The sequence below is a fragment of the Cobetia sp. 29-18-1 genome (assembly GCF_029846405.1).
Taxonomy (GTDB): Bacteria; Pseudomonadota; Gammaproteobacteria; order Pseudomonadales; family Halomonadaceae; genus Cobetia; species Cobetia amphilecti.
Genome location: NZ_JARWKS010000025.1, coordinates 1 through 20678 on the forward strand (window position 1 = coordinate 1; position 20678 = coordinate 20678).

At 64.2% G+C, this 20678-nt stretch carries 20 protein-coding genes and 1 pseudogene; 6 read left to right on the forward strand and 15 right to left on the reverse strand.

What is annotated here, in order from left to right; all coding sequences use genetic code 11:
* Positions 1-769: 769 nt before the first annotated feature.
* Positions 770-1669, reverse strand: a complete 900-nt coding sequence (locus tag QD208_RS15780; RefSeq protein WP_225347379.1) for a Tim44-like domain-containing protein — start codon at positions 1667-1669, stop codon at positions 770-772.
* Between the two features lie 74 nt (positions 1670-1743).
* Between QD208_RS15780 and QD208_RS15785 the strand changes: the two genes are divergently transcribed.
* A complete protein-coding gene (locus QD208_RS15785) occupies positions 1744-2349 on the forward strand; it encodes an isochorismatase family protein (protein ID WP_279837395.1) in 606 nt (201 codons plus the stop codon).
* 27 nt (positions 2350-2376) lie between these two features.
* Here QD208_RS15785 and yaaA read toward each other — a convergent pair whose 3' ends face one another.
* From yaaA to QD208_RS15800, 3 genes are all read right to left on the reverse strand, one after another.
* Complete coding sequence (gene yaaA, locus QD208_RS15790) at positions 2377-3165, reverse strand: peroxide stress protein YaaA (protein WP_279837396.1); 789 nt, start codon at positions 3163-3165, stop codon at positions 2377-2379.
* Positions 3166-3272: 107 nt separating this feature from the next.
* Entirely contained in the window at positions 3273-3725 is a 453-nt protein-coding gene (locus tag QD208_RS15795) for a DMT family transporter (RefSeq protein WP_043336565.1), read from the reverse strand.
* 80 nt (positions 3726-3805) lie between these two features.
* Positions 3806-4837, reverse strand: a complete 1032-nt coding sequence (locus tag QD208_RS15800; RefSeq protein WP_279837397.1) for an NADP(H)-dependent aldo-keto reductase — start codon at positions 4835-4837, stop codon at positions 3806-3808.
* Between the two features lie 317 nt (positions 4838-5154).
* Between QD208_RS15800 and QD208_RS15805 the strand changes: the two genes are divergently transcribed.
* Both QD208_RS15805 and QD208_RS15810 read left to right on the forward strand, forming a co-directional pair.
* A complete protein-coding gene (locus QD208_RS15805) occupies positions 5155-5640 on the forward strand; it encodes a sel1 repeat family protein (RefSeq protein WP_043336560.1) in 486 nt (161 codons plus the stop codon).
* 260 nt (positions 5641-5900) lie between these two features.
* Complete coding sequence (locus tag QD208_RS15810; RefSeq protein WP_107335865.1) at positions 5901-6407, forward strand: hypothetical protein; 507 nt, start codon at positions 5901-5903, stop codon at positions 6405-6407.
* A 208-nt stretch (positions 6408-6615) separates the two neighbouring features.
* Here the strand turns inward: QD208_RS15810 and QD208_RS15815 are convergent, their stop codons facing one another.
* Positions 6616-7584 carry an NAD(P)H-quinone oxidoreductase gene (locus QD208_RS15815; RefSeq protein WP_043336555.1) on the reverse strand — a complete coding sequence of 323 codons (969 nt, stop codon included), beginning with the start codon at positions 7582-7584 and terminating at the stop codon, positions 6616-6618.
* Positions 7585-7796: 212 nt separating this feature from the next.
* On the opposite strand from QD208_RS15815, the gene QD208_RS15820 reads away from it, so the two are divergent.
* Positions 7797-9578, forward strand: coding sequence for a lysophospholipid acyltransferase family protein (locus QD208_RS15820; protein ID WP_279837398.1), 1782 nt, complete (start codon positions 7797-7799; stop codon positions 9576-9578).
* 134 nt (positions 9579-9712) lie between these two features.
* Here QD208_RS15820 and QD208_RS15825 read toward each other — a convergent pair whose 3' ends face one another.
* Entirely contained in the window at positions 9713-10255 is a 543-nt protein-coding gene (locus QD208_RS15825; protein WP_043336551.1) for a TIGR00730 family Rossman fold protein, read from the reverse strand.
* A gap of 349 nt (positions 10256-10604) precedes the next feature.
* Between QD208_RS15825 and QD208_RS15830 the strand changes: the two genes are divergently transcribed.
* Entirely contained in the window at positions 10605-11945 is a 1341-nt protein-coding gene (locus tag QD208_RS15830) for a sodium-dependent transporter (RefSeq protein ID WP_279837399.1), read from the forward strand.
* Positions 11946-12042: 97 nt separating this feature from the next.
* Here QD208_RS15830 and QD208_RS15835 read toward each other — a convergent pair whose 3' ends face one another.
* From QD208_RS15835 to QD208_RS15875, 9 genes and pseudogenes are all read right to left on the reverse strand, one after another.
* Entirely contained in the window at positions 12043-12570 is a 528-nt protein-coding gene (locus tag QD208_RS15835; RefSeq protein ID WP_279837400.1) for a DUF501 domain-containing protein, read from the reverse strand.
* Positions 12548-12877: a hypothetical protein gene (locus tag QD208_RS15840; RefSeq protein ID WP_043336543.1), complete on the reverse strand. Its 330-nt coding sequence runs from the start codon at positions 12875-12877 to the stop codon at positions 12548-12550. The genes QD208_RS15835 and QD208_RS15840 overlap by 23 nt, the downstream gene beginning before the upstream one ends.
* Before the next feature lie 64 nt (positions 12878-12941).
* Positions 12942-13421 (reverse strand): aminoacyl-tRNA deacylase, encoded by a 480-nt coding sequence (locus tag QD208_RS15845; protein WP_279837401.1) that lies wholly within the window; start codon positions 13419-13421, stop codon positions 12942-12944.
* An 86-nt stretch (positions 13422-13507) separates the two neighbouring features.
* Positions 13508-13906 (reverse strand): annotated as a pseudogene (locus QD208_RS15850) (thioesterase family protein); the annotation flags it as partial.
* A 47-nt stretch (positions 13907-13953) separates the two neighbouring features.
* Positions 13954-14775 carry a hypothetical protein gene (locus QD208_RS15855; protein ID WP_043336537.1) on the reverse strand — a complete coding sequence of 274 codons (822 nt, stop codon included), beginning with the start codon at positions 14773-14775 and terminating at the stop codon, positions 13954-13956.
* On the reverse strand, positions 14772-15794 hold the full coding sequence (locus QD208_RS15860; RefSeq protein ID WP_279837402.1) for a zinc-binding dehydrogenase: 1023 nt from the start codon (positions 15792-15794) through the stop codon (positions 14772-14774). The genes QD208_RS15855 and QD208_RS15860 overlap by 4 nt, the downstream gene beginning before the upstream one ends.
* A 215-nt stretch (positions 15795-16009) precedes the next feature.
* The gene (locus tag QD208_RS15865; protein WP_279837403.1) at positions 16010-17551 is read right to left on the reverse strand and encodes an alanine/glycine:cation symporter family protein; all 1542 of its coding nucleotides are present in this window, start codon (positions 17549-17551) and stop codon (positions 16010-16012) included.
* Positions 17552-17631: 80 nt separating this feature from the next.
* Positions 17632-18069 (reverse strand): universal stress protein, encoded by a 438-nt coding sequence (locus QD208_RS15870; RefSeq protein ID WP_043336528.1) that lies wholly within the window; start codon positions 18067-18069, stop codon positions 17632-17634.
* A gap of 608 nt (positions 18070-18677) precedes the next feature.
* Complete coding sequence (locus QD208_RS15875) at positions 18678-19103, reverse strand: hypothetical protein (protein ID WP_213114765.1); 426 nt, start codon at positions 19101-19103, stop codon at positions 18678-18680.
* Positions 19104-19223: 120 nt separating this feature from the next.
* Here QD208_RS15875 and QD208_RS15880 point away from each other — a divergent pair, with 120 nt between their 5' ends.
* A complete protein-coding gene (locus QD208_RS15880) occupies positions 19224-20378 on the forward strand; it encodes a PatB family C-S lyase (RefSeq protein ID WP_153636641.1) in 1155 nt (384 codons plus the stop codon).
* The last annotated feature ends 300 nt before the right edge of the window (positions 20379-20678 follow it).

Below are 20678 nucleotides of genomic sequence, written 5' to 3' on the forward strand. Positions count from 1 at the left end.
AACCGCCCCTGTAGCCTTGCTGCAGGGGCGGTTCTCTTTGTGGTGAGAAAAGTTGTGCTCAGGAAAATTGGCGCGTAAAAAGCCCATGGATGGCCACCTCATGGGAGGCCTGTACCAAGGGCGGTCATGAAAAGCTCGTCAGGCACTTGTCCTGCACCGCCCCTGTCGCCTTGCTGCAGGGGCGGTGCTGTCTGTGGCAGTGCATAGGGGGGCAAGGTGCCCTGCTGAGGAAGGGAAGCGCACAGAGATCCGCCTGTGGACAACCGGAATCTGGGAGTGGCGCCTGAATTATCCACAAGGGCTTGTCGAGCACGAGGAGTTTCCAGGAGTAGGCAAGCCTTGCTGAAACCATGGGTACAGCCGACTGATGGTGGGGGCTGATCAGGCGTCGCGGGTTCTGCACCTCAGGGTTGCTCATGTTTTTTACGGTCAGGCTGAACTAAAGCTCAATCGGCGACTCTGAGTATGTGAGTTTCGACGTTCCCTTGCTTAGAAACTTGTCTGTGCTATCCCATCAGCAGACTTTTTGCGATCTGGCGCTCCTGCCTTGCAGTCGAGCAGCCTATCCGCCGGTCACTTCCCCAGTGGCCGGTTTTTTTATGCCTGTCATTCGGGCGATGCCTTTGTGGTCTTCGGTGAACTGTTGCGAAGGCTCCGGTGACCTTCTGCAGCGAGACACAAAAAAGCGGCCGGATGAGTGATCATCCGGCCGCTTTGGCATCTGATGTGGCCCTCACGGAGTGAAGGTCACATCAGAGAGAGGAGCGTCTTAGCTGTTCTGCTCGATGCCCTGGATGTGCCAATCGGCGCCATCACGCAGCTCACGGACCAGGTGCCAGGTCTCGTTGAACTCGTTCTGCTCGCCATTTTCATCCAGCACGCCGTGGAACAGGACCGTCGCTTCCGCCTGCTTGCCAATCTCCTGCACGCTGCCCAGTTCAGCAAACAGACGCACGATCTCGGTACGGTTGTTGGCCGGTTGCTGAGCGCGCTCTTCACGCAGCAGATTGTAGAGCTCTGGCGTGACGTACTCCTGAATGCGCGGCAGGTCGTTGTTGTCCCAGGCGCGCTGCAGCGTCATGAAGTGTTCCTTGGCGCCGCCGAGGAACTGCTCCTTGTCGAACCAGGCCGGTTCGCTGGTAGGGGCACCGCCCGTCAGGCCTGCCCCGATACCACCGGCCGGAGCCAGCGACTCGCCTTGCGCCTGATGCGCTTCACGCGCCTGCACATTGCGCGGCTGGTCATCGTGGCGTGTAGAGGAACCACCACCACTACCTGCCGGCCCGCCGCTCGCCATGGCGGCCTTCTTGCGCGCGCTGAGGAACTTGAAGGCGATGAAGGCGATCACCGCGATGATCAGGAAGTCTGTCATGCGCAGACCATCGAAGGCGCCGCCGAAGAACAGCGATGCCAGCAGGCCGCCTGCCAACAGGCCTGCCAGAGGTCCGGCAAACTTGGACAGGCCGCTGGAGGGCTTGGACTTCGCTGCGGTGCTGCTGTTGGTGGCCTTGTTGCTACCAAACAGTGAGCTGGAGGATTTTCCGCTGTCAGCGGATCGTGAGTAGCTACCGAAACTCTTGCCGCCGCCGAGGCGCTTGGCCTCTGCGTGTTCGACGCTCAGACCGAAGCCGAGCAAGCCGACCATCAGCATGATGAACAGATGGCGCATGTGGGATCTCCTTGGATGCGCTAGCGTGTAAGTGGAAGCTCCATTCTAGCCTTAGAATCGTCGTGGGAGGACCAATGGACGACGAAAAGTCTCAACACCTGATGGCGAGGCGATCATTGTTGTTGCTGATCGATTTCCAGGCTCGCCTGATGCCGGTTCTGAGTGGCGGAACCGAGGCCATCAACAGTGCCATCTGGCTGGGCGGAATCGCCCAGGCGCTGGAAATTCCCGTCTGGCTGACCGAGCACTGCCCCGACAAGTTGGGCGCGAGTGCTCCGATGACGCATCTACTGAATGAGCGCACCCGCTGCTTCACCAAGCGCAGTTTCAGTGCGCTGGATGCGCAGGACTTTCGCAAGGCATTGGAGCAGAGTGGCTGTGACCAGTTGGTGGTGTGTGGTGCCGAGGCGCACGTCTGTGTGATGCAGACCGTGCTGTCCCTGTGTGGCGCAGGCTATCGAGTGGCGCTGGTCGCCGATGGTGTCGCCAGCCGCCGCCCGCGGGAGGCGGCGCTGGGAGTGGCCCGCTGCGAGGCAGCGGGCGCCAGTATCGTCAGTGCCGAGATGGTGGCGTATGAATGGCTTGGGTGTGCAGATCACGTCCTGTTCGGCAATATTCATCGCCGTTACCTCAAACCGCGTGCCGCAGAACATCTGACTTTCCCGGGGCTGGGCGAATGAGGCGTTAAGTGACCCGCCGGTCACGTATCAGGCGCGTACCGCGTCGGCCTCACTGCGCGTGAAGACCAGCGTATCGCCCTCAGAGGCGGCATTGGAGAAGCGATAACCGGCCACGTCGAAGTCCTTGAGGTCCTCGGCTGTCTCGATATCGTGCTTGAGCATCCAGGCGCTCATCAGGCCGCGCGCACGCTTGGCGTAGAAGCTGATGATCTTGGACTGGCCATTCTTCTCGTCCTTGAACACCGGCGTCACGATGCGGTGGCGGAACGCCTTGGCATCGATGGCCTTGAAGTATTCATTGGAGGCCAGGTTGACCAGTATCGGCGTGCCGCTGTCTTCCACCGCCTGCTCCAGTGCCGGAGTCAGCGTCTTGCGCCAGTAGGCGTAGAGGTCCTTGCCGGCCGGGTTGCTCAGACGCGTGCCCATCTCGAGACGGTACGGCTGGATGAGGTCCAGCGGGCGCAGCAGCCCATAGAGGCCGGAGAGAATGCGCAGCTTGTGTTGTGCGCGTTCAAAATCTTCCTCGCTGAACGAATCCGCCGCCATGCCCTGATAGACGTCCCCCTGGAAGGCCAGCACCGCCTGTTTGGCGTTATCCGGCGTGAAGGGCGGCTGCCATTCCTGGAAGCGAGCGGCATTGAGGCCGGCCAGCTTGTCGGAGAGCTTCATCAGGCTTGCGATGTCCTGCGGCGACTGTTCGCGCAGGATGTCGATCAGCGGTTGAGCCTGCTCGAGAAAATCGGGTTGGCTATGACGGGAGGTCACGGGGGCGCTGTCGAAATCCAGCGATTTGGCGGGCGAAATCACACTCAGCATGTAGACCTCCTGGCAGGGAAAGGTCTCAGTATATCAGGCAGACAAGATGGCCCCGAGTCCGCCAGGACTATCGGGGCCATAGATTGCACTGCGTGACGCCAGAGGCATCAATAGCGGCGGATCAGGAAGACCCCCGCGAACAGCAGCAACACGCCTGCCACGCGCCCCAGCGAAAGGTCATGCTGCGGGAAGGTCGCCCAGCCGAAGTGGTCCAGCACTACCGAGGCCGTCAGCTGCCCCGCCAGAAAGGTCGCCATCATGGTGGCAGCGCCCAGCTTGGGCACCAGTATCACGCTGGCCGCGACGAAGAAGGCGCCCAGCAGACCGCCGGTCCAGCTCCACCAGGGGGCTGCCTTGAGGGCACCGACGCCCGGCATGGGCAGGCGCATGGCCAGCACGATGACGACCAGCGCGATCGAGCCGACCACGAAGCTGACCATGGCAGCCATGAGCGAACTGTGGGTCTGCAGGGCCAGCGTGGAATTGACGCCAGCTTGAATCGGCATCATGGCACCGGCGGCGACAGCCATGAGGATCATGCTCAATTCAGCGGGATTCATGAGGGGTCCTTGGTCACGAGCAGGCCGGTCATGATGACCGGCCTGTCGGGGTTGTGTATCCGTTACGGGTCAGTGGCGATTCAGGGGCACGGGTTGGGCGCGGTGTTGTGGATCATCTCGATCTCGGCCAGCACTTCCTCGCTCAGCTCCACCTCGAGGCTTTTGATGTTGCTTTCCAGCTGGGTCATCGTCGTGGCACCGATGATGTTGCTGGTCAGGAACGGGCGAGTGTTGACGAAGGCGAGGGCCATCTGGGCCGGGTTCAGGCCGTGACGACGCGCGATGTCCACGTAGCAGGCAATGACGTGCTGAGCCGGCTCGGCGTTGTAGCGCTGGAAGCGCTCGAACAGCGTCAGGCGAGCGCCTTCCGGACGGGCGCCGTCCAGATACTTGCCGGACAGGGTGCCGAAGGCCAGCGGCGAGTAGGCCAGCAGGCCGACATCTTCGCGGTGCGCGAATTCGGCCAGGCCCACTTCGAAGCTGCGGTTGACCAGGTTGTACGGGTTCTGGACGCTGGCCACGCGCGGCAGGTTCAGGCGCTCGGCCAGATTCAGGCACTGCATCACGCCCCACGGCGTCTCGTTGGACAGGCCGACGGCGCGAATCTTGCCGGCGGTGACCAGCTCGCCGAGTGCCGACAGGCTTTCTTCCAGCGGCGTCATGTCTTCCTCTTCGGTCGGCTGGTAGCCCAGCTTGCCGAAGAAGTTGGTCTTGCGGTCCGGCCAATGCAGCTGATAGAGGTCGATGTAATCGGTGCCCAGGCGACGCAGGTTGTCGTCACAGGCGGCGATGATCTGCTCACGCGTCAGGCGCGAACCACCGCGCAGGTAATCCATGCCCGGGCCGGTGACCTTGGTGGCGATCTTGACCTGATCACGATTGCCGCGTGCCGCCAGCCAGCTGCCGACGTATTCCTCGGTACGGCCCTGGGTCTCGCCATTCGGGGGCACCGGGTACATCTCGGCGGTATCGATGAAATCGATGCCAGCGTCGAGCGCGCGGTCCAGCTGCTGGTGGGCATCGGCTTCGCTGTTCTGCTCGCCGAAGGTCATGGTGCCAAGGCATAGCAGACTGACGTCGATGCCAGTACGGCCAAGAGCTCTACGTTGCATGCAGGATTCCCCTATCGGGTAGGTGTCAATATTGCGGGCAGGACGAGTGCTTCCAGCACGCGCGTGGCGCGCGGTTCGCGCGCGTACTTTACCCCAAGGATGGCGCACATATTAGCAGCGTAACAAAAACCCACAAGGCGGGCTTGAGTCCCCCCGATTGCGCGAGTATGCTTGGCGCCCCGCTGTCAGGGGAGCAGTCTTTCTAGGCCGCCCGCAAGGGCAAACTGACAGTGTTGGCAAGGAGAATAGCGTCGCGGGCTCAGGATCGGGCCAGGACACGGCGTCACCCCTCTTATTCTGTATCAAGGTTACTCGTCATGCCGCAGGCCCCAACCCTGATGACTGGACTGAAATACCGCCTGGCGGAGCGTCTGTTCCACGCCTCCTGGCTGTCCGGCTCTCAGCAGAAGCATCGTCTGACCATGCGTCTGTTCAATCACTGCGCCAATGCCGGTCACACCGGTGCGTTGTCATTGTACGGGCACATGCTGTTCCAGCGCGGCAACTCCGCTCAGGAAAAGGCCAAGGGCGCGCGTTTCGTCATCAAGGCCGCGCAGGCCGGCGACGTGCATGCCCAGTATCAGGCGGCGCGTATCTATGAGTATGGCTGTGCCCAGTATCAGAGCGATCCGGCCAAGGCCGTGACCTGGTACGCACGTGCCGCCGAGTGCCGCCATGCTCTCGCGGCCCAGCGCCTGGCGCGTGCCTATCGTGAAGGCTCCCTCGGTCTGGCGGTCTGCCCGCACAAGGCCGAGCAGTGGGAAGCCCACGCCCGCACGGGTGGTGAGGCAGACCTGCACTGAGCTGATGTACTGAACTGATGTACCAGCTGATGTGCTGCCCTCGCTGCCACTGACAACGCCCTCTTCGTGAGGGCGTTGTCGTCTCTGGCCCTCCCGCGCGCGTCTCTTGAACGTGATGCCAGCGTGATGGAGCAGATCGACCTGATGCCTGCGTTGACAGCGTCGCGCTCAGGACTCGCCAAGCAGGGGGCAATTCCCGTAACCTGAGGACATTCAACCTCTTCTCGCCCGGGCCCTGTCTGCCTGAGATACCTTGGGAGATTCGTGTGACGCTGCCTATTCTGCTCGATATTGAAGCCTCCGGCTTTGGCCGTGGTAGCTATCCGATCGAGATCGGGCTGGCGCGTGCCGACGGCAGCAGTTGCGCCTTCCTGATACAGCCTCTTGATGAGTGGGTGCATTGGGACCCGAAGGCGGAGCTGTTGCACGGCATCTCACGGGCACGGCTGGCACGCGAAGGGCGGCCAGTGCGTGAGGTGGCGCAGTGGGTCAATGATGAGCTGGGTGAGGCCGGAATCGCCTACAGCGACAGCTGGGGCTACGACAATACCTGGCTCTCGCTGCTGTTCTATCATGCCGGCATGCTGCCGCGCTTTCGTCTCGAGGCGCTCAGACGGCTGCTCGATGAGGAGCAGCTGAATTGCTGGGCGGAGCTCAAGGAAGCGGTGATCGCCGAGGGTGGCATCCAGCGCCATCGCGCCGGAGATGACGCCCGTCTGCTGCAACTCACCTGGCAGAAAGCCCAGTCGATCGGGCGTAGCGAATAAGCCTCTGCCAGGTGCCTCGGGGTCTACGCCTGGCGGCATGAGCGACACTGCTGTCAGGCCGGGTGTTGTCAGGTCAGATGTTGTCAGGCGGAGCAGTGAGCACGAGATAGCGCCAATAAAGCCAAAAAAGCGGCAGCCCAGTGGGCTGCCGCTTTTTCATGCTGCCGTTTTTTTCATGCTGCTGATGTCATCAGCGCCATGACGAGGCTCAGGCGCCCGTCACCGCCAGCAACACCTTGCCGGTGCTGGCGTTGTCCTGCACATAGGCATGCGCGGCATCGGCTTCCTGGATCGGCCAGCTCTTGTCGATATGCGGGCGCAGCTCACCCCGCGCCAGGCGCGGCCACACATGCACGTAGAGCGCATCCAGCACCATGCCCTTGCCATCGGGGGAGCGCGACCGCAGGGTCGAGCCGATCAGGCGCTGACGCTTCATCAGCATGCGACCCAGATCCAGCTCATCCATGCGCCCGCCCATCAGGCCGATCAATACCATGCGGCCATCCTGTTTCAGCACCTGCTGATTGTCGGCCAGATAGCCGCCGCCCACCGGGTCGAGAATCATGTCGGCGCCGCCCCAGTCGTTCACGGCCTCCACGAAGCTGCCATCGTGGCGATTCCAGCCGGCATCCGCGCCGAGGCGCAGGCAGGTCTCCAGCTTTTCCTGGCTGCCGACGGTCACGAAGCACGGATGCCCGAACAGCCCGCACAGCTGGATGGCGGTGGTACCGATGCCGCTGGCACCGGCATGCAGCAGCACGCGCTCCTTGTGCTTGAGGTTGCCCTCGATGAACAGGTTCAGCCAGGCGGTGGCGAACATCTCCGGCAGCGCGGCGGCGTCTCGCAGGCTATAGCCCTCCGGCACCGGCAGCACCTGCAGGGCGTTGACGACCACTTCCTCGGCATAGCCGCCACCGGACAGCAGTGCACAGACCGGATCACCGACCTTGAAGCGCTCGACGTGGCGGCCGACCTCGCGAATGGTGCCACTGACCTCCAGTCCCAGGATCTGACTGGCACCTTCGGGTGGTGGATATTGGCCGGCGCGCTGCATCAGGTCGGCGCGGTTGACGCCGGCCCAGGCCACCTCGATACGCACCTCATCCGAGGCGATCCCGTGCGGGGCCTCGGTTTCCTGCCAGACCAGTGATTCATTCTCGACGGCTATCGCAAACATTCGCTCTCTCCTTGGCGTGGCAGTCGCGCTGCCTGTTCGTACGCGGATGATCTCCGTGCCGGGGCGCATCGGCCGCGGATCACGTGGGCGACTGTCATCTCACTGTACGGGGACTGTGACGCATCTGTCATGAAGTGGCGCGAACCTGACGTGATATCAAGCCCCATGATCCAGACATCGCGTTCCGCACTCCGTGCGGCCAAGGAGAGAGCATGATCGATACTGCCCGCGTCATCGCTGCCAAGTATCCTGCCTTTGCCAAGCGTCACCCGCTGATCCGGCGGCCAGCTCTGGCCATGCTGCGGCGCCTGGTGCACGAGGGCGAGATCAATGCCTTCCTCGGCGAGAACTCGGACCAGCGCGGTTTCGACTTCATTGACCGCGTGCTCGATCACTTCTCCTTCGGCTACTCGGTGTCCTCGCGGGAGCGCGAGAACATTCCGGCCTACGGGCGTGTCGTCATCGTCGCCAACCATCCGCTGGGGTCACTGGATGGCCTCGCGCTGCTCAAGCTGGTCGGCGAAGTGCGCCGCGACGTCAAGATCGTCGCCAATGACATCCTGATGAAGGTCGAGCCGCTGGCACCCTTGCTGCTGCCGCTGGACAACCTCAGTCGCCGTGGCTATCGCAAGAGCAGTGGTCAGATCTGCGATGCGCTGATGAATGAAGAGGCCGTGATCATCTTCCCGGCCGGCGAGGTCTCGCGTGCAGGCCCGACCGGGCCACGCGATGGCAAGTGGCTGTCGGGTTTCCTGCATTTCGCGCGCAAGACCAACGCGCCGGTGCTGCCTATCCACGTCAGCGGGCGCAACTCGACGCTCTTCTATGCGCTGTCGTCGATCAACCGCAGCTTCGGCACACCCCTGCTGGCGCATGAGATGTTTCGCCAGCGCGAGCGGCAGCTCAAGCTGCGCATCGGCGAGCTGATTCCGCTGGAGCGCCTCGACAGTGATGCCCTCAATACCAACGCCAAGACGCGTCTGCTGCGCAAGCACCTGTATCGCATCGGGCGCGGCAAGCGTGGCCTGTTCGTGACCGAGAAGGCCATCGGCCATCCCGAGGAGCGCCAGGCGCTGCGTGAGGAACTGACGCCCTGTGAATTGCTGGGTGAGACCCGCGACGGCAAGAAGATCTATCTGTTCGATGCCTTCCCCGGCTCCAGCGTGATGCGCGAGATCGGGCGACTGCGCGAGATCAGTTTCCGGCGGGTCGGCGAGGGCACCGGCGAGCGGCGCGATATCGATCGCTATGACGCCCACTACCGGCATCTGGTGCTGTGGGATGACGCCGATCTCGAGATCGCCGGTGCCTATCGCATCGGAGAGGTACGCAAGATCATGGCGGCACATGGCGAGAAGGGGCTCTACAGCCCGACCCTGTTCCGCTTCACGCCCGAGATGTTCGAGCGCATGCAGGACGGTCTGGAGCTGGGGCGCAGCTTCGTGCAGCCGCGCTACTGGGGGCGGCGCAGCCTCGATTACCTGTGGCAGGGGCTGGGCGCCTATCTGCGCTGTCATCCCGAGATTCGCTGGCTGTTCGGCCCGGTCACGCTCTCCAACAGCTATCCGGAGGCCGCCAGGGCACTGATCGTCAGCTACTACCGTCACTATTACGGGGATGATGAGGGGCTGGCGCGTGCGCGGGCACCGGTTGCCCAGAGCGTGCCGGGCAGCGCCGCCCATGAAGCGGAGCGCCTGTTCGATGGTCAGGACGCCGATGGCGATTTCCGCCGCCTGCGTGCCCAGCTGGATGCGATGGGTGTGACGGTGCCGACGCTCTACAAGCAGTACGCCGAGGTCACCGAGCCCGGTGGCACCCGTTTCCTCGATTTCAGTGTCGACGCCGATTTCGGTTACTGCATCGACGGCCTGGTGATGGTCGATGTCGAGCAGGTCACCGCCAGCAAGCGGGCGCGCTATATCGGCAAAACCGTTCAGCAGCAGGCCGCCTCGGAGGATGCCGTTGAGGCTGTTGGCGAGACGGCGCTGAACTGAGGTGGCGCGCTGCTGAGATAGCGCGTTGAGCTGAGACGGCCGCTCGCAGAGTCACTCCCCATGGCGCTGGCGTCATGCGCTTGATGGGGAGTGACGCGACAGCCTGTCAGGTCTCAGGCCTTACGTCTCAAGCCTTACGTCTCGGGCGCCAGTCGCTTCAGCAGGGGCGCGATCTCGCGCTCGCTGATCAGGCGTGCGCGAGTGTCCGCATCGAGGAAGCCCGCCTCGACGGTGCGGTCCAGAAACTCGAGCAGGGGCGCGAAGAAGCCGTCACTGTCGAGGACGGCGATCGGCTTGGCGTGAAAGCGCAGATACTGCCAGGTCCAGGTCTCGAACAATTCCTCCAGGGTGCCAATCCCGCCGGGCAGGGTCACGAAGGCATCCGCCAGTGCGGCCATCTGCGCCTTGCGCTCATGCATGTCCGCCACCTCGATCAAGCGCGTCAGACCGGTATGTGCCTTCTCGTTGCGTACCAGTGCCTGGGGGATCACGCCGATCACCTCACCGCCCGCTGCCAGCGCGGCATCTGCCAACGCCCCCATCAGCCCGGCGCGCGCGCCTCCGTAGACCAGTCCCCAGCCGCGCTCGGCGATGGCCGTGCCCAGGGCTTCGGCCAGTTGGCGGTGCTGTGGGGAGACGCCCTCGCGGGAGCCCAGATAGACACAGATGCGATGCATGTTGCTCTCCTGAATGTTTCTCGGCGGCGCTCACTGCTGGCTGCCGTGCCTTGATGTCATGTCCTTCCTATCCTACGCGAGTTGTGCGGCGACGCTATGACGCCGGTGAGGAACTCGGCATTGCCCCGTGGCCAACGCGGGCACGTGCTGACTTTCGGCGTTGTCGCCTGCATTCGCGGGCCTGCTCTGCTACCCTTGCCGCCCCCGCAGGCGACGGCTGGCGGGCGCTGGCGCCCCGTGAGCTTGCATCGGGATGCACCCCAACTCATCGCGACGTCGTCTTCGGCGAGCGTGGACTCATCGCGACGTCGTCTTCGACGGACGCGGAACAACAAGGCAGGAGAGGCAGATGGCGCAGGTGCGCGGACGCTTTGCCAGTCGGCTGGGCTTCTTGATGGCCGCCGCTGGTTCGGCAGTAGGACTTGGCAACGTATGGGGCTTCCCGTCCCAGACGGCCAACAACGGAGGCGGGGCCTTCGTGGTGATGTATCTGGTGCTGGCCTTCCTGCTGGCATGGCCGGCCTTGATGGCTGAGCTTGTCATCGGCCGTCATGGTCAGGCCAACATCGTCACCAGCATGAGTCTCGGTCGAGGCATCACCAAGCGCTTCGGCGCGCTGGCGGGCTGGGCGGGCATGCTGACCGCCAGCCTGATTCTGGCCTTCTATGCCATCGTCGCGGGCTGGCTGCTGGGCTATACCGCCGCACCGGTCAGCGAGGCGCTGGGCATGAGCTCCGCCGCCAGCTGGCTGACCACCTTCGACTTCACGCGCAATGTCTCGCTGACGGCGGTCTTCCTCGCGTTGACGATGGCGATCGTGGTCGGCGGCGTGCGCGGCGGGATCGAGAAGTGGTCCACGCGTCTGATGCCGCTGTTGCTGATGCTGCTGGTCGGTCTGATCGGCTACGTGCTGACCCTGCCGGGCGCCGATGAAGGCCTGAGTGTCTACCTGACGCCGCAGTGGGACCGCATCTTCGATGCCGACCTGATGCTGAGCGCGATGGGCCAGGCGTTCTTCTCGCTGTCTCTCGGCGTGGGCGCGATGCTGATCTACGGCTCCTATCTGGGGCCGGAGCAGAACCTGCCGCGTCTGGGCGTACTGGTGACGCTGATCGATGTCGGCATCGCCTTCCTCGCCGGCCTGCTGGTGATTCCGGCCATGTACGCCGCGCGTCATCTGGGCGTCGAGATCTTCGATGCCGATGGCCTGCTCAAGAGCTCGGACACTCTGCTGTTCGACACGCTGCCGGCGCTGTTCGGCCAGATGGGCGGCGCAGGTGACGTCTTGATGGTGGCGTTCTTCGCGCTGATGAGCGTGGCGGGCATCACCTCTTCCATCTCGATGCTGGAAGTGCCGGTATCCTTCGTGGTCGAGCGTGGCTGGCTGGGTCGGCGTGCCGCCACCCTGGCCGTCGGTGCCACCATCATGGCCATCAGCCTGACCATCGCCGCCAACTTCGGGGCACTGTTCGGCCTGGTGATCATGTTGACCACCCAGTACAGCCAGCCACTGGTCGCGCTGGTGATGTGCCTGCTGGTCGGCTGGGCGATGTCGCGCCATGCGCTGCTCAAGGAGATCCAGAGCGGGGCGCCGGACATCGAGTCCAGCCTGTTCTGGAAGATCTGGCCGTGGTACGTGCGCCTGATCTGCCCGCTGTGCATCGCGCTGGTCTTCGCGCACTCGCTGTAGATCTGACGCCCGTCCCAACGCAAGAAGCCCGCCAATTGGCGGGCTTCTTCGTCTTCTGTATTCAAGCCGACGGCATCGGATCGATCGTCGCCAGGGCTCAGGGCAGCTCGGACAGCACGTCGTAATGGGCATCGACCCAGTGACCGATGGCGTTGCCCTCGGCGTAGGCGAGATGCTGGGCGTACTGGGTGTGCAGGCAGCGCACTTGATTCCAGTCACGGATACCGCCGACGCCACGTTCACGCATCAGGTCGGTGAAGCCCTGGGACTCGATGGCGTTGCGCTCGGCCTCGCTCATGAAGCTCCAGCGTTCGGCGACGTAGGCCTCATGGCTGGCACGATAGCGCGCCAGCAGTTCCTCGTCGGTCTTGAGGCGTTCTTCCAGCCCCTTGATGACGCCTTCGGCCTCGATGCGTGACAGCGAGATCTTGAGGCGTTCATCGCACAGCCAGTAGAGGGTCGGGAAGGGCTTGCCGTCCACCAGCGAATGCATGCGCAGCACCAGCGGAGTGCCCTCGCCATCGGTGGCGGCCACGGCCTGGATGCCGCGCGGCTTGCGCCCGAGCTGGCGCTCGATGATCTCGAGCTCCCGTGCGTCGGGACTATGATTGGTCAGGATCACCATGCTTGCGGTCAGGCTCCAGCACACACTTGTTGGACCGGGATACGGCCCGGAAGAAAGCCTGGTTGAGCTGCTGGGGGCTCGGCACATAGCCATGCCACTCGCGCTCGCAGTAGTCACTGCCGCGCGCCATCAGCTCCGGGGCCAGACGATTGAACCAGCCATCATAATCGTAGGGGTCAAGGCCCGGCAAGCTGATGTGCGGGTAGTCGGCGAAGCGCTCACTGAACCAGTGCTCCAGCGCCGCCTCGACCTGCGCATGCAGCTCGGTCATGTCCGGGTAGATCCACTTGCTGTAGCGAATGCCCATCGGGCCTCCTCGCTGATGCGGTGCTGTGGCGGGTGCTCGTCATGGTGTGCCACGCCCGTGGCTATCATTCGTCACGGGCCAGCGGGGCGAACTGGCCATTGCCCAGCTCACACAGTAACGCGGGGGCGAGCGCTATCTCCAGTCCACGACGGCCGCCGCTGATGAAGATTTCCGCCTGCGTCGCGGCGCTGTCATCGACCCACAGTGGCAGGCGCTTCTTCTGCCCCAGTGGACTGATACCGCCAACCACATAGCCGGTGGCACGCTCGGCGGCCTCATGCGCGGCCAGCGCCGCCTTGCGTGCCCCGCAGGCGCGTGCCAGTGCCTTGAGATCGAGCGTACCGCTGACCGGCACCACGGCAACCACCAGCGGCTGACGTGCATTGCCGCCTTCCAGCTGGCAGACGAGGGTCTTGAAGACCTGGGCGGGATCAAGCCCCAGCGTGCGGGCGGCCTCTTCCCCATAGGCGGGGGCGCGTGGGTCGTGGGCATACTCGAGTGTGCGGTGCGGCTTGCCCTTGAGCAGCTTGAGCGCGGGTGTCATGCCGGCACGCTCCCTTCGGAGGTTGCGCTGTGCGTCCCGAGTGCCCGGGCGGCCTCGCGCAGGGCGGGGACATCCAGTTCGGCGCTGTCGGTGTGCTCGTGCACATGGCTGACCAGGGTCGCGCGCAGCTCGCCCTCGATGGGCAGCGACTGCTTGGCATGATGATCGAACTGCACCAGCACGCAGTGGCCACGCGCGCCGCAGACGCCGCTTTGCCACGCTTCCTGGGTCACGGTGAAGGAGCTGCCGCCGAGACGCGACAGCCAGGTGCGAATCTCCACCGGCTGGCCGTATTGCAGCTCGGCGAGGAAGTCGACCTCGATGCGCGCCATGATCAGCGGCCACTTGCGCGGGTCGAGGTCCGGCACGAAGACGCGGAACAGGTCATTGCGCGCCCACTCGAACCAGGCCGGCAGGCGCGTGTTGTTGACGTGCCCGAGGGCATCGGTGTCGTAGAAGGCCGGTTCCAGCGTCTTGAAGTACATGTCATCGCTCCTGGGCATCCATGCGGCATTTCAGCCTATCAGGAAGCTCAGGCGCTGGCTGTACGTCGTGAGGCTAGTCGACGTTGCAACGGCGTGAACACGCCCAGCCACGCCGTCGCCACGATGAAACCGAGCAGGGTGCCCAGGCCGACCCCCATGCCGGGGTAACTGAGCGAGACCACCAGCGCATAGCACAATAGCGAGCCAAGGCCGGCCGGGTAGTGCTTGATGACGGTCGCGACGGCCACTGGCCCCTGGGTGAGATGCAGAATCACCAGCAGCGGGTACATGGTGACCGGGAAGGCCGCCACCAGACCTGCCCACGAGGGCGGCAGCAGATGGGCCAGCGCGGTGATGCCGAACACGATGCCGGCGGCCAGTCCGGCGCGCGCCAGCAGCGAGACCCAGGAGAAGGGCGACTTGCGCGCCGTGCTCTCCGGTACGCCGCGATAGAGGCGCATGCACAGCACGATGGCGATCAGCGTCACGATCACGCCGCTGACACGCGTGAACTCGAACTGCGCCAGCACCAGACTGGCGAGCAGCCAACCCAGCAGGCCGCCCAGAGTGCCGTTGATGACGCCGCGCAGTCCTTGTGCGCGCCCGCATAGCCAGTAGCCGACCCCCAGCGCCAGCGTCGAGGAGAAGCCGGCCAGAGTGTAGACGGCGCTCTGGCCGGCGAACTCGGGGGAGATCTCAACGCCGATGAAGCCCAGCGTGATGGCCGTGCCGAGCGGGTAGCCGGACAGCAGCCCGGCCATGCGCGTCGAGAGGCGCTCCGCGATCAATGACAGCCCGATCACCACCGCCACCGAGATCAGCAGCTTGAGCAGTTGCAGGCCCAGCTCACCCTGAAGCGCTGCGCTCATTGGGCGGCGTCCCAGAACTGACGACGCACCAGCGAGATCTTGCCCACTGCCTTGCCGGAGGCCTGATGACGATGGGCCTCGGCGACCTCGCTGAAGTCGAACTGGCGCTCATCGAGGCGCACCTTGAATTCGCCTTCCTCGACCAGCTCCACCAGCTTGCCCAGCGCCTGGCGCTGCTGCTCATGCCCGATGCCAGCGGTCAGCGGCAGCAGGATCGACAGCACTTCCAGGCTGCGGCTGCCGGCGTGCAGCGGCGAGAGATCCACCGTGGTGCGGGCATTGATGGTCACGATGCGTCCGCCCAGCTTGCTGGCGGCGAAGCTGGCGGCCAGGTTGTCGCCGCCGACGCAGTCGAAGACCAGATCGAAGCCCTCGCCCCCCGTCAGCCGGGCCACGTAATCGGCCACGGCTTCCTCGCGGTAGCGAATGACGTGGTCCGCACCGCAGTCACGTGCCGCCCGGGCCTTGTCATCGCTGGACACCGTGGTGGCGACTTCCGCGCCGATGCAACGGGCAATCTGCAATGCCACATGGCCGACGCCACCGGCGCCGCCGTGGATCAGCACGCGTTGTCCCGCTTCCAGCTGGCCACGCTCCACCAGTGCCTGCCAGGCGGTGATGAACACTGCCGGCAACGCGGCGGCTTCCATGAAGCTCAGGCGGCGCGGCTTGCGGGTGATCAGGCGCTCATCGGCGAGCATGTAATCCGCCAGCGCGCCCGGATGAGCGGCGACACCGCCGGCGAAGCCGAGCACCTCGTCGCCGGGCGAGAAGGCCAGCACGTCATCACCGACGGCATCGATCACACCGGCCACGTCGCCGTGCAGCACGCAGGGTGCTGGCGGCAGGAGAGGCACCTGGCCGCTGGCCAGCTTGAGATCCAGTGGATTGACGCTGGAGGCAGCGACGCGAATGCGCACCTGGCCGGAGCCGGGAGTGGGCAGCGGGCATTCGGTCGCCACGAAGTCGGCATCCGGGCCGGGATTGCGCAGCACCATGGCATGCATGGAAGCGAGCATGAGACGTCCTCGTTGATACGGGTTCCGGCCAGTGTGGCCAGTGAGCGCCACACCCTACCCATTGCGCTGCGTTGCGGCAATCCGACTTGGGTGGTTTCAGCCGTCCAATGCACGGAATTGCATGATCGACAACGAAAAAGCCCCTGCCGATGGGCAGGGGCTTGGGTCATGCGGCGGCTGACGGCTGTGTCAGGCCCGCCTGGGCGTGATGGGGATCACGCGTTCTGGCGCTTGGCCTCCTTGTCGACCGGTGCGATCTCGCCGGACTTCAGCTTGGCCATGTACTGGGCCAGCTCACGCTTCACGACCGGCATCAGGTAGTAGAGGCCGATGATGTTGGCGATGGACATGGCGAAGATCATGGCGTCGGAGAAGTCGATGACCGGGCCGAGGCTCATGGAGGATCCGATGACCACGAAGGCGAGGAAGATCAGCTTGTAGACGATCTCGGAGCCCTTGCTCTCACCGAACAGGTAGGTCCAGGCCTTCAGGCCGTAGTAGGACCAGGACAGCATGGTGGAGAAGGCGAACATCAGCACTGCCAGGGCCAGCACATACGGGAACCAGGGGAAGGCGGTCTCGAAGGCGTAGGAGGTCAGCTGGACGCCGCCGAGGCCTTCGACCTGATAGGCGCCGGTGATGACGATGACCAGTGCGGTCATGGTGCAGATGACGACGGTATCGATGAACGGTTCGAGCAGGGCGACGATCCCTTCGGTCGCCGGCTGGGAGGTCTTGACGGCAGAGTGGGCGATGGCCGCGGAGCCGATACCGGCTTCATTGGAGAAGGCAGCACGCTTGAAGCCCTGGATCAGCACGCCGACGATACCGCCGCCGACCGCGACCGGTGCGAAGGCACCTTCGATGATGGCGCCGAAGGCGGCCGGAATCGCACTGAAGTTGAAGCCGAGAATGATGAGTGCCGCGATCACGTAGATGACAGCCATTATCGGCACCAGCTTCTCGGTGACACGTGCGATGGACTTGATGCCGCCGATGATGACCATGCCGACGATGGCGGCCATCACGAGACCGAATAGCCAGCCGTAGCCGACCAGGAAGCTGGCATCACCGCCGGTGACGTTGACGGCCTGCTGATAGGACTGGTTGGCCTGGAACATGTTGCCGCCGCCGATGGAGCCGCCGATGGCACAGATGGCGAAGAAGATCGCCAGAATCTTGCCCAGACCCGCCTTGCCGTTTTCCGCGAAGCCCTTGGACAGGTAGTACATCGGGCCGCCGGAGATGGAGCCATCCGCATTGACGTTGCGGTACTTCACGCCAAGCGTACATTCACAGAACTTGGAGGCCATGCCGAGCAGACCGGCCAGAATCATCCAGAAGGTCGCGCCCGGGCCGCCCAGCGAGACGGCGACTGCGACGCCGGCGATGTTGCCAAGGCCGACGGTGCCGGACAGCGCCGTGGCCAATGCCTGGAAGTGGGACACCTCGCCTTCATCCTTCGGGTCGGTGTAGTCGCCCTTGACCAGACGAATGGCATGGCCGAACAGGCGGAACTGCACGAAGCCGAAATAGAGCGTGAAGATGACGGCCGCGATGATCAGCCAGCCGACGATCAGCGGGAACTGGGTGCCGGCCACCGGCACGGAATAGAAGATGGTCGAGACGATCGGATTGACGATCGGTCCGACGATGTCACTGATGGCCTGGTCCATGCCTTCGGCACGGGCAGAGCTTGCGGCCATGAGGGCTGCCATCGCGGCAGCCCAGGGGGCCAGGGAGCGGAATCGACTCATGAGAGGTAACCTCGAAAAGCGAATTGTCGTTATTGTCTGGTGCGAATCTCTGCAGGCGGCGGGTGCGGGAGGCGCCTATCTCAGGGAACGATGGTGACGGGCACCGAGGCCTCTTGAATCAGATGGGCGGTGACGCTGCCGAAGATGCGTGAGCGCACGCTTTCCCCCTTGCGGCCGACGATGATCTGCTCGGCATTCACTTCACGCGCCAGCAGGCTGAGGATCTCGGCGGCATCGCCGTGGCGGACACGCCCCTCGACCTGATAGCCCTCCTTTTCCAGCTCGCTGATGGCAGGCGCCAGCACACGCTCGCGGGCCAGCTTGATCTCGTTCTCACGGCGGCTGGCACGCTGGGCGTTCTCCTCCGGCGTGTTGAAGCTGTAGGGCGACCATTCGACCACGTAGCAGAGAATGATCCTGGTTTCCGCGCCCACCAGAGAGGCGACGCGCTTGGCATAGGCAATGGCACTGTCGCCGCCCGGGGTTCCATCCAGTCCGACAATCAGGGAGGTGGTCATGGAGCTTCTCCTGAAGCTTGCTGGTCGTCGTGTCGCGCCAGCGGATTCTTGTTGAATTACCGTTTCGTTGCGGTTGAAAGAACTTTACTCCTCGCTCACACAAGAAATCCCTTCGGGTGTATCGCTTCACAAAACGATGATTAAACGAAATGGCGTCAGTTACGCGTTGACGAGACTCAGGTTTCCGCTACGCCATTAGCCGGTGGTGACGATATTCGCTGAGAAAACTGCTACCCATGGCTGTCAGCAATGCCGAGAGCGGGACGAGCTGCCCTATGAGGGGGCCAGCAGGGTCACCATCAGAATCGCCATCAGTGGCAGGGGGGAGCGGGAGTGAAGAGGATGTGACCAGGGAGTTTCGCAGGGGCAAGGAGTAAGAGCCGCAAGGAGAGGGAGCCGCAAGGAAAAGGAGCCGCAAGGAGAGTGCGGGCAGAGATAGAGCGCAGCGGACAGGGACGGGCGGGAGCGTACAAGGAAATAGAGCAGGCAAGAGAGGGTAAGCAGGGGAGGGAAAGCAGAGGAGAGGGCGGTGAGGAAGGAGAGCAGAGTAGAGAAAAGCGCAGCGCTGCTCACCAACAGCGCTGCGGGCGCTCGACAATCGAGCGCGGCTAGATCAGCCGCTGATGCGTCAGGTCTTGCCAGGCGGCTTCGATGGGCCAGGCCAGCGGCTGACGCAGGTGTTCCGGCAGCGCCATCAGGGCGGCCGTGGGGCTGTCGTGTTCGCGCATGCGCAACCAGCAATAGGCCCAGGCGCAGGCATCATCCGGGCTCTGCGGCACCGGGCGTGCCGGCATCTGCATCAACAGGAACAGCGCTGCCTTGGGTGCCCACAGCGGCGCACCGCCCTCGGCGGCCCACTGCTCCAGCGTCTCGCCATCGGGATTGCTGGCGGGCTGGCCAAGACTTGCGACGCGCGCGGTATCGGCCAGCAGCACGGCGAGACGCTCGCTGTCGCCGCGGCCATGGGTCAGCCAGGCACGCAACAGGCCGGGCAGCCCGCGCTGGGCCTGTGGGTAAAAGGTGTCTTCAGACATGCACAAAGCCTTATGCTGTAGTTGGTCCACAGGTATTCTTCTCGCCGCCCTCGGGCGGCGTGAGTCGAGAGCACTGCTCGCGTTGCCTGCCAAATTTGCCCGCCACAGGGAGACTCCATCTTGCCATTCGATTTCATCACCCCGCTCGATCGACGCCAGTATCCTTCCCAGAAGTGGGATCGCTACGCCTCGGACGTCATGCCCCTCTGGATCGCCGACATGGACTTCAGCGCCCCGCCCGCCGTGACGCGAGCGCTGGCCGAGCGAGTGGCGCACCCGGTCTACGGCTATGCCAAGCCGTCGGAGGGCCTCGATGACAGCCTGTGTGACTGGAGTCGCGAGCATTATGGCTGGGAGGTGCCGCGTGACGCCATCGTCTGGTTGCCGGGCGTGGTGCCGGCCTTGCACCTGGCCAGTCTGGCATTGACCTCTCCCGGCGCGGGCGTGGTCACGACGACCCCGATCTACCCGCCCTTCCTCAAGGTGGCCCAGAAGACCGGGCGACTGGCACAGATGGCGCCGCTGGCAGAGCCCGAGACGCAAGGCGGCCCCTGGCGTCTGGATCTGGAGGCGCTGGAAGCGGCCATCACGCCCGAGACCGAGCTGCTGCTATGGTGCCACCCGCACAATCCTACCGGCCGCGTCTGGCGCGAGGAAGAGCTCGAGGCGCTGGCGGAGCTGGTCGAGCGTCACGATCTGCTGGTGGTCTCCGATGAGCTGCATGCGGATCTGGTGGTGGACCCGACGGCCCGCCATATCCCGCTGGCCAGCCTGAACGAGCGACTGGCGGCGCGCTGCGTGACCCTGTGGGCGCCCTCCAAGACCTTCAACACCGCCGGGCTTACGTTCGCCTGCGCGGTGATCACCGATCCCAAGCTGCGTGCACGCTTCACCGGCGCCGCCAATGGCTTGATGCCCGATACCAATGTGCTGGGCATGGCCGCGACCGAAGCGGCGTGGCGCGAGGGCGAGCCGTGGCGTCAGGAGTTGCTGAGCGTGCTGCGTGACAACCTCGATCTGCTGGAAAGCCATGTGGCACGTTGGGACGGCGTCAGCATGTCGCGCCCGCAGGCCACCTATCTGGCCTGGCTGGATATGCGCAAGGCAGGGCTCGGGGAGTCTCCGCAGCAGACCCTGCTCGAGGAATGCGATGTCGCGCTGTCGGATGGCGCAGACTTCGGCTGGCCGGGCTTCGTGCGCTTGAACTACGGTACCACGCGCGTGCAGCTGGAGAAGGCGCTGCAGCAGATGGATGAGCGACTGCAGAAAGGCTGAGTTCGGTAGAGAGGCGAAATTGATCTGGGTCAGCCTGCGGCGTTTCGTTGGCAGCTATCGCTCATCGCAAACTTGAATTGAGAATCATTATCGTCAAATCTGAAGCTAGGCCGCTCATCGGGAGGGGCTTGTCATCAGGAGATGCGACGATGAGACATGAGGTGGCAGAGACGCCGCGACAGGGGCGGCCAGCAAGCAGGGATGCAGGCGTGACGGCCTGTCGTGAATGGTGTTGTCAGGGCGGGAGCCTGCGCCTGGCGCGTTCATCGCCGCCATCTTCCCGCTGCCGTGCGCCCGCGG